Annotated in this window: 21 protein-coding genes; 16 read left to right on the top strand and 5 right to left on the bottom strand. The window is 39.5% G+C overall.

Annotation, left to right across the window (positions count from 1 at the left end):
* Window positions 1–238 precede the first annotated feature (238 nt).
* The 7 genes from JVX94_RS05515 to JVX94_RS05490 all read left to right on the top strand — a co-directional run bounded on the left by JVX94_RS05515 (window position 239) and on the right by JVX94_RS05490 (window position 5,000).
* Window positions 239–2,164 (top strand): T7SS effector LXG polymorphic toxin, encoded by a 1,926-nt coding sequence (locus JVX94_RS05515; protein WP_205184802.1) that lies wholly within the window; start codon window positions 239–241, stop codon window positions 2,162–2,164.
* A gap of 4 nt (window positions 2,165–2,168) precedes the next feature.
* On the top strand, window positions 2,169–2,654 hold the full coding sequence (locus tag JVX94_RS05510; protein ID WP_223250968.1) for a TIGR01741 family protein: 486 nt from the start codon (window positions 2,169–2,171) through the stop codon (window positions 2,652–2,654).
* 73 nt (window positions 2,655–2,727) lie between these two features.
* Window positions 2,728–2,805 (top strand): HNH endonuclease, encoded by a 78-nt coding sequence (locus JVX94_RS19750; protein ID WP_141211636.1) that lies wholly within the window; start codon window positions 2,728–2,730, stop codon window positions 2,803–2,805.
* Window position 2,806: 1 nt separating this feature from the next.
* The gene (locus JVX94_RS19690; RefSeq protein ID WP_275891461.1) at window positions 2,807–2,941 is read left to right on the top strand and encodes a hypothetical protein; all 135 of its coding nucleotides are present in this window, start codon (window positions 2,807–2,809) and stop codon (window positions 2,939–2,941) included.
* A 6-nt stretch (window positions 2,942–2,947) separates the two neighbouring features.
* A complete protein-coding gene (locus JVX94_RS05500) occupies window positions 2,948–3,373 on the top strand; it encodes an SMI1/KNR4 family protein (RefSeq protein WP_205185517.1) in 426 nt (141 codons plus the stop codon).
* A gap of 201 nt (window positions 3,374–3,574) precedes the next feature.
* Complete coding sequence (locus JVX94_RS05495) at window positions 3,575–4,513, top strand: DNA/RNA non-specific endonuclease (RefSeq protein WP_240193804.1); 939 nt, start codon at window positions 3,575–3,577, stop codon at window positions 4,511–4,513.
* 4 nt (window positions 4,514–4,517) lie between these two features.
* Window positions 4,518–5,000: an antitoxin YezG family protein gene (locus JVX94_RS05490; protein ID WP_076839701.1), complete on the top strand. Its 483-nt coding sequence runs from the start codon at window positions 4,518–4,520 to the stop codon at window positions 4,998–5,000.
* Window positions 5,001–5,063: 63 nt separating this feature from the next.
* Here JVX94_RS05490 and JVX94_RS05485 read toward each other — a convergent pair whose 3' ends face one another.
* On the bottom strand, window positions 5,064–5,525 hold the full coding sequence (locus tag JVX94_RS05485) for a macro domain-containing protein (protein WP_205184800.1): 462 nt from the start codon (window positions 5,523–5,525) through the stop codon (window positions 5,064–5,066).
* Between the two features lie 203 nt (window positions 5,526–5,728).
* Here JVX94_RS05485 and JVX94_RS05480 point away from each other — a divergent pair, with 203 nt between their 5' ends.
* Together JVX94_RS05480 and JVX94_RS05475 are read left to right on the top strand one after the other, a co-directional pair.
* Window positions 5,729–6,271, top strand: coding sequence for a GNAT family N-acetyltransferase (locus JVX94_RS05480; protein ID WP_203129859.1), 543 nt, complete (start codon window positions 5,729–5,731; stop codon window positions 6,269–6,271).
* A gap of 142 nt (window positions 6,272–6,413) precedes the next feature.
* Window positions 6,414–6,995: an undecaprenyl-diphosphatase gene (locus tag JVX94_RS05475; protein WP_095408588.1), complete on the top strand. Its 582-nt coding sequence runs from the start codon at window positions 6,414–6,416 to the stop codon at window positions 6,993–6,995.
* Window positions 6,996–7,047: 52 nt separating this feature from the next.
* Here JVX94_RS05475 and JVX94_RS05470 read toward each other — a convergent pair whose 3' ends face one another.
* Window positions 7,048–7,419, bottom strand: a complete 372-nt coding sequence (locus JVX94_RS05470) for an iron chaperone (protein ID WP_203129860.1) — start codon at window positions 7,417–7,419, stop codon at window positions 7,048–7,050.
* A gap of 572 nt (window positions 7,420–7,991) precedes the next feature.
* Here JVX94_RS05470 and JVX94_RS05465 point away from each other — a divergent pair.
* Window positions 7,992–9,104, top strand: a complete 1,113-nt coding sequence (locus JVX94_RS05465) for a response regulator aspartate phosphatase (RefSeq protein WP_144470606.1) — start codon at window positions 7,992–7,994, stop codon at window positions 9,102–9,104.
* Window positions 9,105–9,560: 456 nt separating this feature from the next.
* Window positions 9,561–9,782 carry a hypothetical protein gene (locus JVX94_RS05460; protein ID WP_058015686.1) on the top strand — a complete coding sequence of 74 codons (222 nt, stop codon included), beginning with the start codon at window positions 9,561–9,563 and terminating at the stop codon, window positions 9,780–9,782.
* A gap of 40 nt (window positions 9,783–9,822) precedes the next feature.
* Here JVX94_RS05460 and JVX94_RS05455 read toward each other — a convergent pair whose 3' ends face one another.
* Window positions 9,823–10,518, bottom strand: a complete 696-nt coding sequence (locus JVX94_RS05455) for a YoaK family protein (RefSeq protein WP_095408693.1) — start codon at window positions 10,516–10,518, stop codon at window positions 9,823–9,825.
* 67 nt (window positions 10,519–10,585) lie between these two features.
* Window positions 10,586–12,418, bottom strand: coding sequence for a DNA ligase D (locus tag JVX94_RS05450; RefSeq protein WP_205184798.1), 1,833 nt, complete (start codon window positions 12,416–12,418; stop codon window positions 10,586–10,588).
* 115 nt (window positions 12,419–12,533) lie between these two features.
* Between JVX94_RS05450 and ku the strand changes: the two genes are divergently transcribed.
* Window positions 12,534–13,382 (top strand): non-homologous end joining protein Ku, encoded by an 849-nt coding sequence (ku, locus tag JVX94_RS05445; protein WP_048240214.1) that lies wholly within the window; start codon window positions 12,534–12,536, stop codon window positions 13,380–13,382.
* Between the two features lie 22 nt (window positions 13,383–13,404).
* Here the strand turns inward: ku and JVX94_RS05440 are convergent, their stop codons facing one another.
* Complete coding sequence (locus JVX94_RS05440) at window positions 13,405–13,848, bottom strand: DUF2188 domain-containing protein (protein WP_205184795.1); 444 nt, start codon at window positions 13,846–13,848, stop codon at window positions 13,405–13,407.
* 165 nt (window positions 13,849–14,013) lie between these two features.
* On the opposite strand from JVX94_RS05440, the gene JVX94_RS05435 reads away from it, so the two are divergent.
* The 4 genes from JVX94_RS05435 to JVX94_RS05420 all read left to right on the top strand — a co-directional run bounded on the left by JVX94_RS05435 (window position 14,014) and on the right by JVX94_RS05420 (window position 16,814).
* Complete coding sequence (locus JVX94_RS05435) at window positions 14,014–14,487, top strand: VOC family protein (protein WP_095408593.1); 474 nt, start codon at window positions 14,014–14,016, stop codon at window positions 14,485–14,487.
* A gap of 48 nt (window positions 14,488–14,535) precedes the next feature.
* A complete protein-coding gene (locus JVX94_RS05430) occupies window positions 14,536–14,949 on the top strand; it encodes an Rrf2 family transcriptional regulator (RefSeq protein ID WP_144470614.1) in 414 nt (137 codons plus the stop codon).
* 100 nt (window positions 14,950–15,049) lie between these two features.
* Window positions 15,050–15,901: an SDR family oxidoreductase gene (locus JVX94_RS05425; protein ID WP_205184792.1), complete on the top strand. Its 852-nt coding sequence runs from the start codon at window positions 15,050–15,052 to the stop codon at window positions 15,899–15,901.
* Window positions 15,902–16,091: 190 nt separating this feature from the next.
* Window positions 16,092–16,814, top strand: coding sequence for a (Fe-S)-binding protein (locus JVX94_RS05420; RefSeq protein ID WP_203129863.1), 723 nt, complete (start codon window positions 16,092–16,094; stop codon window positions 16,812–16,814).
* The last annotated feature ends 6 nt before the right edge of the window (window positions 16,815–16,820 follow it).

Genomic DNA, 16,820 nt, shown 5'->3' with positions numbered 1-16,820 from the left:
TAGAAAGAATCCCTGTTCGGGGGCTTCTTTTTTATTTGAACATTATTTTTCATCGTTTTAAAATCCTTAATCTACAATCCTTTTTCTTTTCCCCGTTGCTCTATCAAATGATTCAAGGATATACAAAAATGTTTTCCCTACAGTTTTAATTGGTTAAAAAACGATAAAGTGGATTAAAGTGTAAGACTCCTTATGGTATTCTAGTAAAAGAATATTCCATAAAAGGAGTCTTTTTTATATGAAAATATTAGATGCTCCATCTTTACTGTCAGCTGTCGAACAAAGGTCAAAAGTCTATCAGGAGCTTCGAGACGAAATGCAGCATGTGAAAAAAGCATTAAAAAGTGTGTCGGGATTAGGTGATGAATTTACTGGAAAAGGTGCAGACAATATCAAAGCCTTTTATGAGGATCTTGCGCTTTATACAGATACTTATCTTGATTTTATTGATATGCAAAAAGCGTTTTTAGATGGGATAAAAGGAAAGCTTGATGATGAATCGTTAGGCGGAAGTACATTTATTGATGAGCATTTCTTAGATGCTCAACTGAAACAAGGGATTCAGAATAATAAAGATATGGTCAAGGAACAAAAAGAAGCCTTATCCACTATTTTTGATGACATCAGTGATCTCATAGAACTGAATGTATTTTCAAGTAAAGAGGTCAATGAACATTTAGACGATGCGAATAAAAAAAGAAAAGAGGCAATTGATGCTGTACATAAATTAGATCATGCCCTAAAAACAGAATACGCAAAATCAGAAGCGATCGAAAAACACCTCGCAACTTTTTATGCAAAAATGATGGCTGCTACAGGAAAAGGAAAAAATGCGCAGCCCATGTATTATGATGCAAAAGCGTTTCATGAGACAGATGTGTACAAGAATCACGATAAAATCGATGCACAGGTGAAAGCATATTTAAAAGTGAAAAAAGAAGAAAAAGAGAAACGAAGAATCAAAGAATTGAAAGAAAAACTCAACGATCCTACGTGTATATCAGAAGAGAAATACTTTGAGATTGTAGACGAAATTGGATATGAAAATCTTTCTTACGATCAAAAAATGTATTACAGCCAGCTTCTCCAGATCAAAGCGCAGGAAGAAGCATCAGAGGGGTTCGTTGATGTTGTAAAAGGTGCAGCAGTTGGTCTATATGATGTGGCTAAAGATACAGTAGTTGGTATCTACGATCTTGTGACAGATCCTGGAGGTGCCGTTGAATCGGTCGTAACGGCTGTTTCACATCCAATTGAAACGTCGAAAGCGATTGGAAAGTCGATTTCAGACTCATTCCAAAAAGAAGTCATCGATGGTGATGCATATTCTCGATCACACTGGTTTGCCTATGCGACCGGATCTCTAGCAGAAATCGTCTTTGGTTCTAAAGGGGCAGGAGCCATTACAAAAACGGGGACAACAGCAGCTAAAACGACGGTAAAGAAAGGGCTTGAACAAGGAGCAAAATCATTAGACAGAGTCTCTATTCCGAATCTATTGCCATACTCACCAAAGTTTCAAATGGCTGGCGGCCCGAAGCTGCCGTATAACGTGTTTGACGGAGAAAATCTCAAAAATAAACTCCTCTCCATGGCAAAGCGTCTAGACAACAATTCAGGATACGGTATCTCAAAGACAGGCAGACGATTACCCGCACCTAAATCACCACCGACTGTTGTCGGTTACGGAGATCACTATGTGAGATGGAAACGTAAAAAAGTGTTAAAACCGAATGTTGTTTATTCAACAAAGCAAGGCTACATCTACACAACGGATCACTACGGACGTATTGTCAAAGTCGAAGCAAGTGATTTAAAATACGGAGAGGTTAAAAGAAACCAGTACGCTCAGTCAAATTCAGGGAAGCCAGATAGATTATTAAAAGATGACGGAGGTCATTTGATTGCATCTATTTTTAAAGGGTCTGGGGATATTGATAATCTTGTGCCGATGAGTTCACAGATTAATAGAAGTGGCGGAAAATGGTATGAGATGGAGCAACGGTGGTTGAAAGCATTGAAAACCGATCCACCTAAAACTGTGACTGTTTCAATAAAAGCATTTTATGAATCAGATTCGTTAAGACCATCTGAATTCCTAGTCAAATACAAGATAGACGGAAGAGTTTATACAGACACAATATATAACAGACCAGGAGGATGAACAAATGGAAACAAAAGAGATGGAAAGCTTATATAGAGAAATAGCTAAAAATTTAAATGAAATGATTCCAGTGGAATGGGATACAATTTGGATGTATGCAGAAATGTTAGATGATTCTGCCTCTGCTCTCTTTTATTTTACGGTTCCTAATAAAGAGGAATATTTTTATTCACACAATATCCCAGATCAATATCAGGTTAGTGAAGACACATATGATAGCCTGTTGATTAACTTACAAAGAAAGCTAAGACAGTTGAGAGAAGAGTATACTAAAGAACAATCTGATAAATGGACAACTGTAAAAATGAAATTTACTTATTCAGGAAAAATGTCAACAGATTTTGGTTACGATGATGTATTTTCTTTAGGTATTGACAATATACAGAGAATAGCAGTTTGGGAATATGAAACGTTCGGATTTTTACCCGATGATGAGGAAGATAAAGAAGCTGTGCTAAATTTTATAAAAAATAAAGAAGAAAACAAATAGTACATTACCCTCCAAATACAGGAGGGTTTTTGTATTAGATATGAATTGGTTCTAGAAAAAGTAGACTAAGAGGATACAACTTGTTCCGACTGATTTGCATAAAAATGTACCACATATTGGTGCAGCATCAGACTTAAGAGGAGGCTACTAAAATGAGTTTTCAACGGATTAAAGACAAACTTGATCAATACACTATTGATATCAGATCAACCAAATCAAATAGCTCATTATACGAAATGAATAAAATAGAAGAAGAAAACGGATATCACATTTCTTCTGATTATTAAAGTTTTATTAATGAATATGGAGAATGTTGGATTGAGGACAATGTATATACCTCGCTAAGAGAAAAACCAGTGTGGTTAGTTGGTGAATCAGTGCCAGTTGAATTGTTTTATGGGTTGGAACAGAATGATTATGATATACGAGAAGCCATAAAAACATATAAAGAACAATTACCAGAACAAATAATTCCTATCGCAGACGCAGACGGCGGAGACCTAATTTGTTTAGATGTTAGTAAAATAAATCAAGGGAAAATTTATTTTTGGGATCATGAACTTAGAGATAGAGAACAGGATCTGTTCCTGATTGCTGATACTTTTACTGAGTTTATTGAAGGGTTATTTGTTGTTGAAGATGATGAAGATAGTGATACAGAAGATATTGATATCCAACTTAGTGACGATCTCATAAAAATGTTAAAGGAGAGAGATTAAAATTTAGACAAATCCTTTCAAGAAGACTAAACGTTTCTTCTATCTATATGGAAATTCATTTTAATCTGAATAACTTTTAAGTTTAAAGGGTGCTAAAGTGCATCCTTTTTATTTTTTAAAAAAACACTCTTTATGGGTGTTTTAGTTTGTATTAGCTATAGGATGTAATGCATGATTATGATCATCTAAAAGATAATCAGGATGGCTTTTAACATTGTATATTTAATTGTTTTATCAGGATTACCCACGAAGTATTATGTCATCAAAGGGAAGGCTTTTTATTATGGTGATGCATATTCTCGATCACACTGGTTCGCCTATGCAACTGGTTCTCTAGCAGAAATCGTCTTTGGTTCTAAAGGGGCAGGAGCCATTACAAAAACGGGGACAACAGCAGCTAAAACGACGGTAAAGAAAGGGCTTGAACAAGGAGCAAAATCATTAGACAGAGTCTCTATTCCGAATCTATTGCCATACTCACCAAAGTTTCAAATGGCTGGCGGCCCGAAGCTGCCGTATAACGTGTTTGACGGAGAAAATCTCAAAAATAAACTCCTCTCCATGGCAAAGCGTCTAGACAACAATTCAGGATATGGCATCTCTAAGACAGGCAGACGCTTACCAGCGCCAAAATCACCACCAACCGTTGTTAGTTACGGAGATCACTATGTGAGATGGAAACGTAAAAAAGTGTTAAAACCGAATGTTGTTTATTCAACAAAGCAAGGCTACATCTACACAACGGATCACTACGGACGTATTGTCAAAGTCGAAGCAAGTGATTTAAAATACGGAGAGGTTAAAAGAAACCAGTACGCTCAGTCAAATTCAGGGAAGCCAGATCGATTAATGGATGATGATGGAGGTTATTTGATTGCGTCTATTTTTAAAGGTTCCGGGGATATTGATAACCTTGTTCCAATGAGTTCACAGATTAATCGTAGTGGTGGGAAATGGTATCAGTTGGAGCAGGAATGGTTGGCAGCCTTGAGGAAAGATCCACCTGAGACAGTATCAGTTTCCATAGAAAGCATTAGATATGAAGGAGATTCTATGCGACCAACTTTATTTAAAATTAAGTATAAAATTGGAGCTAGGAGAGTTAAAAAGGTATCGATTGAAAATAAGCCAGGAGGTTAATTCAATGGAAATGGAACCATCGAATGAAGTTTATCAAGAAATTTTGAATACAATAAATGAAATAATACCTGTTGATTGGGAGAATGTTTTGCTATATGCGGAAATTCTGGATGACTCTCGTGAAGTTTATTTTTTCTTTAATACAAACAAACAACAAGAATATATTTATTCTCATGATATTCCTGATATATTTGAGGTCAGTGAAAATATATATGATGACTTATTAATTAATTTACAGGATTCTTTTAAGAAACTCAGAGATGAATTTAAAATTAACGAGCAAAAAACTTGGACAAATTTAACGCTGAAAATCAAGAATAGGAATCAATTTACCATTGATTTTAATTATGATGATGTATTGAACTCTCATTACAATACCTATCAACGAATGGCTATTTGGGAATATGAAAATTTGGGATATCTCCCTGAAGATGAGGAAGATAAAGAAGCCGTATTAAATTATATAAAAAATAAAGACGATAACTAACGCACAATACCCTCCGATTTAAGGAGGGTATTTGTCATATATGTTTCAAAAAACCTCATTCCATTATCTAAACCGATAAACCGTCACTTCACAATCACCCAGCACCTCTTCAATCATCTCTTCAACAATCGTCCAATCGCCGCCAGCCAATCCGCAGCCGATCCCGTATGGAATGGCGATGGACGTTTGGTTTTTCTCTTCAGGTGATTGTGTCACTGTATCCTTTAGGTGTTGAAAGCAGCTGCGTAAGGCATCGTAGTCTGTTTGCTGTCTTGTTCTTCCGTATCCAGCTTGGGCAAATAAGTTGCCAATTGTTTTTCCGTCTTTTGTTGTGATGAGTTGAACGGAGCTTAGCAAGTCATCTCCTTGTTCTGTACATAACTGTTTATAATCTTTGTACACATTCGGATATTTGCTTTTGATCTGTTTCGCTAATCCAGCGCCCATGACTCCTTTACAGTTCACCTGGTGACAGATAATGTCTTCGCTTGCTTCTAAAATGTTGCCATCCACCGTTTTGATCATTTGATGTAACCCCTTTTTGATAAAATACAAACTTATGTTCTATTATAACAGTTGTCATCATGTTATTTAATAGCCAAAATGCTTTTGATGGGTTTATTTGAAGACAATTCAATATGAATCTGATTGTCAAAGTTGATACATGTCATCTAGAATATGGAGAGACTACAAACACGAAATCAAGCAGAAACAGTGAGGGGTAACATATGAATCTATTAGAAACGAACCGGTTAATGATTAGATCGTTTTGCGATGAAGATGCGGCAGGAATGCTTGAGTACTTGGCTCATCCAAGAGTCAATTGTTTTCTCGATGATCGAATCTCTACTTTGGAGGAAGCGGCTGCTAAGGTGCAAGAGAGAAAAGAAGATCACTCATATGTAGCAGTTTGTTTAAAAGAAAGTGGGCAGGTTATTGGTGAATTGTTTCATTTAAAAGAGGAGCCTGATACGTATTCAATTGGCTGGAATTTTAATGTAGCATATGAAGGGAAGGGATATGCGCGTGAGAGTGCTGAAGCATTCTTATCCTATTTATTTTTAGAAAAGAGAGCAAGGCGTGTTTATGCCTATGTAGAGGATGATAATGTCCGTTCACAGACATTATGTGAGCGATTAGGCATGCGGAAAGAAGGCCTTTTTCTTGAGTTTATTTCATTTACGAACCATGAAGACGGCACACCTAAATATGAAAACACATATCAATATGCTTTGCTAAAAAAAGAATGGGTGCAACATCACTCTCGTTAAACAAGTGAGTACATGATGTTCTAGTGACAGTAAAGTGACAAACCTGTCATATGATTCCATGGTTTGTTCGTTCGATCGATGGAGGCAGATATCTCATTTCAATTATCCTTATCCTAAATCAAGTAAAAAGGGATGAAATGAGATGCGCGGATTTAATGAAGATTTATTTAGGTGGGTGAATCAGCTTAGTATTGATCATGGTTACTTGAATCCGATATTTATTGGACTAGCTGAATATACAGTGCTGTTAGCAGCGCTCATGTGTCTGTTCGTATGGTTTCAAAATCGAAGCAGGTACAATAGGGCGATGGTCGTTTCTGCCGGACTGACCTTCATATTGGCAGAGTTACTTGGGAAAATCGCAGGGATCTTTTATTTTAATCAGCAGCCCTTTGCAGAAATGAGCCACGTCAATCTTTTGATTCAAAAGGAAGTGAATAACTCTTTTCCAAGTGATCATACCATCTTTATTTTTTCGATTTGCCTGATCTTTTGGCTGTTTCACAAACGCCATATGTATTGGCTGATCATTGCGTGTGCTGTTGGTTTTTCAAGGATTTGGGTAGGTGTTCATTATCCATTTGATGTATTAGCAGGAGCTGCTATAGCGTGTTTAACAGCCGTCGCCGTTGTATATTTGCCGATATGCCAAAAGAGCGTTGATGCCCTCTTGTCATGTTATGAATGGCTTGAACAGAAATTGTTAGGGAAGAGAACAAAATAATATTGTTGCAGCAAAATACCCCGATCTGTTAACGCTGAGATCGGGGTACTGTTTATTTTCGCCAAAACGCTGAACAATCCGCTTTGTCTTCGATATTAAATTCGATGATTTTTTTCAGGAGAGGATAATCAACTGGCAAGCTTTCTTTCATGCGAAACAGATTTTTTCCATGATCGTACCCAGCTTGTACAATGTCAGCTGAAAATTGATCAATGCCTTTTGCTTCTGGTGCGACAGAAATGTGATGTTTTGCCACGCTAAACCCAATAATAAATGTGCCGTGATCTGTGAACATGGGCTGATTCCAAGCAATTCTTGGCTCTAATTGAGGGAATGTGTCTTCTATCCATTGTAGGATGTCTTGAGTGCGCTGCTTCAGCTCGGGGTTACCGATTTTGCTGACGTATTCTTCAAAAACGTGCATGATATTTTATCCTCCCAATCCATCTACCTCATAAGCCTCAGACGGGATTCGAACCCGCACTCCTTTCGTAAGCATAGGCTAGGGGCAACACGCTTCCCTACGGAATTTCACCGACAGGAATTTCACCTGTCTCAGCTCGTGTGCTTTTCGGTGCTTCTGAAACCCTTGCCTTGCGACCCGCCAGCTACAATTTGTTTTACGGCGCTCTTCCCTTCTAGAGCTACTGAGGCGCGAAGTTATTGATTATATTATATAAAGAAATATAGGAAATGAAAAGCTGTGCTGATGATCTTTAGACAAATCGCACGGTATGAACCATCATAAGATTAGAAAGCCCTAACATTAGGCTTTTTTCATTTCATCTCGAGATGTTTATTTTTTTAAAAAAAGCGGAATTTTTTCGCAAATATCATTGACTAGGAGAAAGAAACGCACTTTCAATGGAAACGGTTATTGAAGATTCAAGTGATTCATATTAAAATGATGTCAAATGGACTAATTAGCAATTGCTAATAGAAGTTCCATATTTAGTGAAATCATGTGTTGCAGCTGAAGGTGATTGGGGGTGTAGAATGAGCAAAGTTCCTGTTGCGGAATTGGCATCACTATTAAATGACTGGAACATGGAAATCAAAAAAGATCATGCAGATGAGGCGGAACGGTTATTTGCCAAAGCGAAACAAGCGGTAGAGGAAATTGACGATGCGGATATCCTCATATACTATTCTCTTCTTGAGAAGAGGCATCACATTCTTATGTACAATTTAAGAGGGCAAAAAGGCAATGTTTCAACGAAAAGTATAGAGAGTCATTATGGAAAAAAAGAAGATGACCTGTCTAACCGTCTTGCCTATTATTTCGATTTTTATGAGGGTGTGTATGAGCAGCATCAAGGTAATTATGAGGTTGCATTGCAAATGTATCAAAGTGCTGAAAAGCTCTTAGATAAAATTCCAAGTGAGATAGAACGTGCTGATTTCGATTTTAAAGTGGCATGGCTTTATTACCGGCTCAGTCATATCATGCTCTCATTAAGCTATATCCGCAGAGCGCTGCACGTTTATAAGCGGCACAAGCAGTATGAAAGAAGAACGGCCCTTTCATACTCTCTCATCGCAGCGAATCTAACAGAGATCGGCAGGTATGAAGAGGCGCTTGAGAATTATCGTCTGGCAGAAGAGGTTTTGACAAGCGAGCAGGATGATTTTATGCTGGCTCAGCACCACCACAATGTGGCCATTTTATATTCATTTTGGAACAAGCCGAAGGAATCGATACGCCATCTTGAAAAAGCACTGTCCCATCAAGAGTATTATGATTCAGATTTCTTTTTCCATTCTACGTATCTGATCAGCCGGGAACTCTGTGTGATTGGTGAAAAGCAGCGTGCAAGCCAATATATAGAGGCTGCATATGCCAGAATAAAAGATGCTTCTCATGAAGTGTTTCAGCTAAAAATAGGCATCGTACATGATCTTTACTTAACGCATGCACCACAAAGATTTCAGCAAATTGATGAGAAATTAAGAAAGTTAGAAGAGAAGAATGAATATCATGAAGTAAAAGAGCTATCACAATTTGCAGCAAAATATTGTGAAAAGCAAGCACTTTATGAGCAGTCTGTTTTTTACTTGAACAAAAGTTTAGAAGCGGATTTACATATGAAAAGAATGGGGTTGATTTAAGATGAAAACAGGATTAAAAGTATTATTCGTTGTTGGTTTAGCGGTCGCTGCGACTGTTCTGACGCAAAACGTTGCAGGTTCATTCGAAGTTGCAGAAAAAATCATTGGTGGTTAATACCATTTATCTCTCGCCCTTGTTGATGATCGTCAGCAAGGGTTTTTTGTGTTTTAATAGGCTCTTCTTATTAAACGCTGCAAGAACGTTTAATAAGAAGAATTCGCAACAAAGGGGGTGTGCAAATTTATTACCTGCTCCATTATTCTAAATAAACATAGGGCAGAGCAACAAGTTAAAAAGGTCACTTTTCTTTGCTTAATTTAATTTTTTGCAGGACTTTTCATTCAAATTTTATCAAATTGGTCTAATGTACATAGAAGGAAGAGAAAAAGCAGGAGCACCGCCCCATTTGTCATGCATATGATGAGTTAAGGTCTGATTCGAAGGCAGGTGATTGTATGTATCCACGTGTTTATGGAGGTTTTCATGGAGGCGGTTTTAGCGGAGGAGCAGTGGGCCCTCATATTGGCTTTGGCGGGTATTATGTGAGCCCTGGAGTGTTCTCTGGTTTAGGCGGTTACCCCGGATATGGGGGATTTGGGACGTTTTCAGGATATTCTCCATATGGCTCCACGTTCATCATGGGGCGTCCTCCTGGTTTTTATGTAAGAAGTTATTAGTGTTTCACCACAGTGATTGAAATAGCCATTTAGAGATTGGCTATTTCAATTGGTGAAAGTGCTTAAATGTAGCCGTGATCACAATGACCCCTAGAATGCAGATAGGCAGCCAAATGATGATAAACGGATCGTAACGATCTGTATATGCTGCTAAAGCCGCTCCTAGGCAGTAGAAGACAATAGAGCCTATTCGCATCAAGCTTACAAGCTGGATAGGGGCCTTTCTTTTTTCTCGGTATGATATACGCTGGGCTGCATCTTCAAATAGGTTCGCAAGTGTACTCGTAAGAACGGTTGTGGAAATGCCAGCAACATTCAATTTACGAGCGGCCGCCGTTTGCATGCCCATAGCCATACTTAAAAGGATGATCAGCATAAAGTAAGCACCTTGTGTATAAGGGAAAATGGTCATGAGAGCAAATAGAAGCAAAATCATTACCTCTATGATAAAAATGCGTGTAACGGCTTTTGGCCAAAACGTTTTTTCATGCTTTCCGCCTATTACAACTGCAAGTAAAACCCCTAAAACGAATCCACTTAGCGCAGTGATGGAATGAAGGGCTGTTAGCTGCAAGGAGCTTCCTGCTGCAATGCCAAGCAGCACAATATTACCTGTCATATTGGCTGTAAACACATGTCCTAGGCTTAAATAGCCAATCACATCCACAATTCCTGCGGAAAGACATAAGAAAATCAAAGCTGTATTTCGAAATGAATGTGCGGTCAAAATAGTCATCCCTTTCTTCCTCTCTAATGAATAAGTGTAACGCTTCATGACCGCGGCTGTCCATCTGATGAGATGGTCACATGTCTGAAAGCCGATGTAAGACTTGTCTAAAAGCATCATCATTCACAAGATGTCTCATGCGGCGGAACGGATCGCCTTTTTCCTTTAAACGCTCTATGACAGCTGGCATCGTAAATAGAGAAGGATGAAGCTCCCCATGTTGGAGTTCGTCCCATTCAAGCGGTGTCGCAACAAGTCCAAGCTCATTTCCTCTTGGGGAATATGGAGCGATAATTGTTTTTCCAGCATCGTGCTGAATGTAGTCTAGATACAAGCGATTGCCGCGTTTTTTCTTAAGACGTTCCAGAGTAAAAAGATCCGGTGCTTGTTCACATAAAAATTGGCATATAAACGCGGTGAATCGTCTTGTTTCTTCGTATGTGAAGGCGTTTTTCTTTAATGGGATATAGACTTGAAGCCCTTTTCCTCCGCTTGTTTTAATAAAGGCTGTGAGAAAAAGCCCGTCTAAAATCGCTTTGATTCGTTTAGCAGCTTCTATGGCTAGATGAAATTCATTTACAGATGGCGGGTCCAGATCAAAGACGATTTCTGTCGGCCGATTCGTATCTCTTGTTTCAAAAGGGATATGAAATTCCATTGCCAGCTGGTTGCCAAGCCAAAGAAGCGTACGAGGATCATTACAGACCGTATAAGAAATATCATCAACTTCATCTGTCAAAACAAAATCCGGCGCATAATCAGGAGTCGACTTTTGATAAAAGAATTCGTCTCCAGTGCCATGCGGATACCGAATTAAAGTAAGACGCCTTTCACGTAAAAAGGGCAAAAGATAGGGAGCCACTTGTCTTAAATAAAGTAAGTAATCTGCCTTGTTTAGTTGAAGAGCCGGGACAATCGGTTTCTCAGGGTGAGTGACGTCTATAACAGCAGGGAGTGGATACAGCTGTTTGAGCATTTGCTGAAATGTACATGCTGCCGGATCAGCATCTAGTAAAAAGGAAGAAAAACGCGGCTCTCTTAACGCCGATCCATCAAAGGATATACAAGCAATGCTGGCAACGATAGAAGGGGGGATTTCGTATAATGATCCTCCTGTTAACTGGCCTTTTGTCTGAAATAGCGTACGCAGCGTTTGTTCTTCTTCTTTAGAAAATCCATGCTTGAATTGGACAACCTCGATGAGAGCCGAATCTTGATAAATGGAACCTTGGAAATAGCCATTATCTTTGTCAAAACGGGTCACAATGACAGAGACATACCGCCAGTTTTTCATTTTCAGCCATTCTTTTGAACGAATATTGTCATGCCATTTACTCGTCTTTTTTTTTGCTACTAGTCCTTCTGCTAAATACGTCGTCATCACGTTTTTCATGTATTCAGAGTCTGGGTCTGTATGAATGACCTGCAAAAGGGAAGGGTGCTCCAGCTGAACTGATGAGGGGAGCTTTGCGTCTTGGAATACTTCCAGCAGTTGATTTTTTCTATCCATCAGCGGTAAATCAACGAGAGGTTTCCCTTTGCAGCTTAATAGATCAAACGCAATGAAATGACATGGAAAACGTTCAGCCTGTCTTTGGATCGCTTCTTTGTTTTTCAGCCTGCCTCTTTGCTGAACCTTCGCGAACTCGCTTTGCTGTTCACTCAGTAAAAAGACCAATTCTCCGTCAAGCGTCAGCGGTAAAAAAGGAGCAAATTCGTCTCTTAATTGTTCGCACTGCTCTATCACTTCAGGAAATTGCTCATTTAGCCGTTTTCCGGTCCTGCTTTCTAAACGAATCTCGTCTTCTTCCCATACAAGAATAGCCCGAAAGCCATCATATTTTAATTCATACACCCAGTCTACACCAGCAGGAATATCATGTGCAGGTGTTAATCGCATAGGTTTCATTGTGCATGTCACTTCCTTATATCATGTGTTCTTAGAGTGGGATGAAATTTTCAATCACATACATAAGTCTGATGAAAACATTACATAGTAAGGAGAAAAGAACGGAGGAAGCACAATGCATACAGTATGGAAAGGCGGCATTAGTTTCGGATTGGTCAATATTCCAGTCAAGCTGTTTACCGCTACAGAGAACAAAGACATTAAATTAAGGCAGCTGCATAAAGAGTGTCACACGCCCATTAACTACAAGAAAGTATGTGCCAATTGCGGTGAAGAGGTAGCGCCAGAACAAATTGTGAAGGCGTATGAATATGCGAAAAATAAATTTATTGAATTGGACGATGAAGAGCTAGAAAAACTGCGAAAAGAAAATGAAGAAAAAGCCGTTGAAATCATTGATTTTGTGAAGATTGAAGAAATTGATCCCATCTATTACGAAAGAAGTTACTTTTTATCACCGGATACCGGCGGAGCAAAGGCTTATTCATTATTAAGAAAAGCTCTAGAGGAATCGGGGAAAATTGGTGTGGCAAAAATTATGATCCGCTCAAAGGAACAATTAGCGATCGTTAGGTGCTATGAACATATTTTGCTGATGGAAACCATTCATTTCCCTGACGAAATTAGACAAGTATCAGATGTACCGAATATTCCCCAAGAGGAGAACATTGTCAAGAAAGAGTTAGATACAGCCCTCCTTTTAATCGAGCAGCTGACCACGACATTCGATCCAGCAGCATATCAGGATGAATACAGAGAACAGCTGATGAATTTAATCGGCGATAAAATATCCGGAGAGCATACTGTTCAACCAGAAACGACAGGCAAAAAAGATCCTGCATCCAATGTGACTGATTTAATGGCCGCACTACAGGCTTCGATCGACCGATCAAAACCAGCCAAAGCGAAAAAAGCAGCGCCTAAGAAAAGAAAAACACCAGCCAAAAAAGAAAAGAATGCATAAAAAAGACCGCTGACGAGCGGTCTTATTGCGGCTTTAACACATCCTGAATCGTCCCATCTTTTCGGTGAATGACAACGGATGTTCCTTTATTAGCTGAAATCTCCTTTGCCCGCTTAATTGCTTCTTGTTTTGTTTCTTTGACCTCACTTGCTCGTTTCGCTTTCTCAGTTTGAACCGCCCAGCCTTCCTCGTGCTTTACTACATGTTGCGCATGATCCATGAGCTCTGGTCTTGCGGAGCTGCTGCCCTCAGATGGTTTGACAGAACCATGAGATGAGAAATTCTCTACTTCTTTCTCCGTTGCGTTCTTTTTCCACTCTTTCGCTTGACTGATTGCAATTGGAATGGCTCTATTTTCCTCATAGCCTTCCTGAATCATCTTATTGGCAATCTCAAGCGCTTTTTTCCGAATGACGTTGTCTAATGATTTAAATGAAGCTGGATAATCGTTCATCGTCCAAGGCATATGAACCGCTCCTTTCTGTTATTTTATTTGAACACCTTCCCCCATCTGCAATAGATCAAACATACAATGTCTCTCAAACTAATGTTAGGGATAAAATACATCGTTTTGCTGAGGCAGAATATCATCAACTCCTGCAGAATAGAAGGTAGAAAAGGAGTGATTTTGATGATGATAAAAGGACTGTATGAAGCACATTTACCTGTGAGTGACTTAAAGACATCTATTGCGTTTTATGAAAAATTGGGATTGACACTTGCTCATGAGAATGAAAGAGTAGCCTTTTTATGGATTGAGAAAGGAAAGAGCTGGCTTGGCATATGGAAGGCAGATATGTCCACTATTCCATATCACGTAGCAACTCGACATGTAGCCTTCCAAATTAAAACATCCAGTATCGAACAGATCAAGAGTTGGCTGATTGAAAGAGACATCAGCATTCACCCAATGTTTGGTTTTTCAGAAGAAAAGCAGCCTTTAGTTCTCGATAATCCGCCGCAATTTCATGCAGCGATCTATTTTCTTGACCCAGATGAGAATCTGCTTGAATGCATTGCCCCGCTTGAACTTGATACAGCAGAAAACTACGATATCATGGCATATGAGGACTGGGACCGAAAGAAAAATCCGTTTATTGATTGACAAAACCACTCATTGTAACTATATTGATTACAACGGTGGTGAAAGATTGTGAAACAAATTAGCAGCAGGTATCCGATTGCTGTTCATATTGTGTCATTTATTGCAGGTGTTCCAAAAGAGTGTACAGGTGATTTTATTGCAGAGAGCGTGAATTCAAATCCAGCCATTGTTCGAAAAATGATGGCAATGCTCAAACGGGCGGGTCTCATTGAAATTCGACGCGGAGTAGGCGGTGCTTATTTAAAAAGACCGGCTGAGGACATCACGCTGTTAGATGTGTACCGTGCTGTCGATGTAAGCGAGGATGAAGAATTATTTAACTTTCATCAGCCCGTCATCGCATGCCCGATTGGTCAAGTGATGGATACGAGACTGCGGCATGAACTAAAAGAAGCACAAGCTGCACTTGAGAATCACCTCAAGCAAGTGACAATTCAGCAATTATTAACAGAGGCGGAATAAAAAAGCTCGTACATTAGAGCTTTTTTTCCACCTTTGTTGTAACCATTTCGATTATAACGAATGCACATCACCGTTGAACGAAAAATGAGGAGGTTAACAAATGAAATTATTAGTAACAGGCGCAACGGGACAACTTGGATCGCTCGTCGTCAAGCATTTGCTTACAAAAGTACCGGCTGAACAAATTGCAGTCAGTGTTCGAAATCCGCAAAAAGCAGCACATTTGAAGGATGCTGGGGTGGATGTACGCCATGGAGACTTTACTCAGCCAGACACCTTGACATCAGCATTTGAGGGCATTGACCGTCTGTTGATCATTTCAACAGCGGATGGAGACCGCGTGCAGCAGCATAAAGCAGCAATCGAAGCGGCAAAAGCAGCAAATGTGTCGTTTATTGCTTATACAAGTGTTGTCAATGCTAGAGAGAGTCAGCTTGTCCTTGCAAATGACCATGCCAAAACAGAAGAAGCCATTTTGGCCTCTGGCATTCCTCATGTATTTTTAAGAAACAACTGGTATGTTGAAAATGAAAAAGATACGATTCTGGCGTCAGTCAGCGGCGCACCATTTTTAAGCCCTATTGGCGACGGGAAGGTTGGCTGGGCGACAAGAAATGACTACGCAGAAGCGGCAGCAAATGCGTTAACACTTTCGGTTCATGATCAGGAGATATATGAACTGTCAGGACCGCTTCGATCGCACACTGAACTTGCACAAATTGTTAGTAAAGTGAGCGGAAAAGAAATCAAAGTAGAAAAAATAGATGTGGACACATTTGGAGAAATTTTAGCTTCAAATGGTGTACCGAAAGAAGCAGTGCCATTTGTCAAAGCCATTCAAAGCGGCATTCGCGATGGTGCTTTAGCCGTCGAAAGCCAAGATTTCGAAACATTACTAGGCCGTCCGTTAACACCTATTGAAGGAAAAATTCGTGAATTGATTTCAAAATAAACATAAAAAACGCCCTATGAAAAGGGCGTTTTTTTCATTTAGTCACACGAGCCATAAGTACAAATTTTAGACAAATCACTTCGTTGAAATTTCAGAAATTTGGGATTAAAATGAAATTAAGGTCTGTTATTTAGTCATCAGATGATCAGAATGATGAATCAAAATGCAGCAATAGAAGGGAAGTTCGCCGATGAAAGTCCATTTATTCGTTACTTGTTTAATTGACACGATGCAGCCAAATGTAGGAAAGGCGACAGTGGAAGTATTGGAAAGACTCGGTGTTGAAGTGGAATTTCCAGAAACACAAGTGTGCTGCGGGCAGCCAGCCTTTAACAGCGGCTATACAAAAGAGACAATCAAAGCAGCGAAAAACATGATCAAAGCCTTTGAATCAGCTGAATATGTTGTGACACCATCAGGTTCGTGCAAGGCGATGTTTTTAGAATATCCTCATCTTTTGAAAGAAGACCGAGAGTGGTCGGCCAAGGCTGAGGCACTTGCCGCAAAAACATATGAATTAACAGAGTTTATTGTAGATATATTACACGTGACAGATGTAGGGGCGAGCCTGAAAGGAAACGCGACCTATCACACCTCCTGTCATATGACGAGACTGCTGCGCATTAAGGAGGCGCCTTTTACACTGTTATCAAATGTCAAAGATTTGACGATGAAACCATTGCCCCGCGCAGAAAATTGCTGCGGGTTTGGAGGAACCTTTTCAGTGAAAATGACCCCTATTTCTGAGCAGATGGTCGATGAAAAAGTACAAAGCATAGAGGAGACAGGCGCTGAATATATCATTGGTGCTGACTGCGGATGTCTGCTGAACATTGGCGGGAGGCTGAACCGTCTTGATAAACCCATCCAGGTCATGCACATCGCAGAAGTATTAAACAGCCGCGGACTTTAAGAGGAG

The organism is Bacillus sp. PDNC022, from assembly GCF_016919285.1.
GTDB classification, from domain to species: Bacteria; Bacillota; Bacilli; order Bacillales; family Bacillaceae; genus Bacillus; species Bacillus safensis.
The sequence above is the reverse complement of the archived record's forward strand: the minus strand, read 5'-3'. Positions and strand labels throughout refer to the sequence as shown.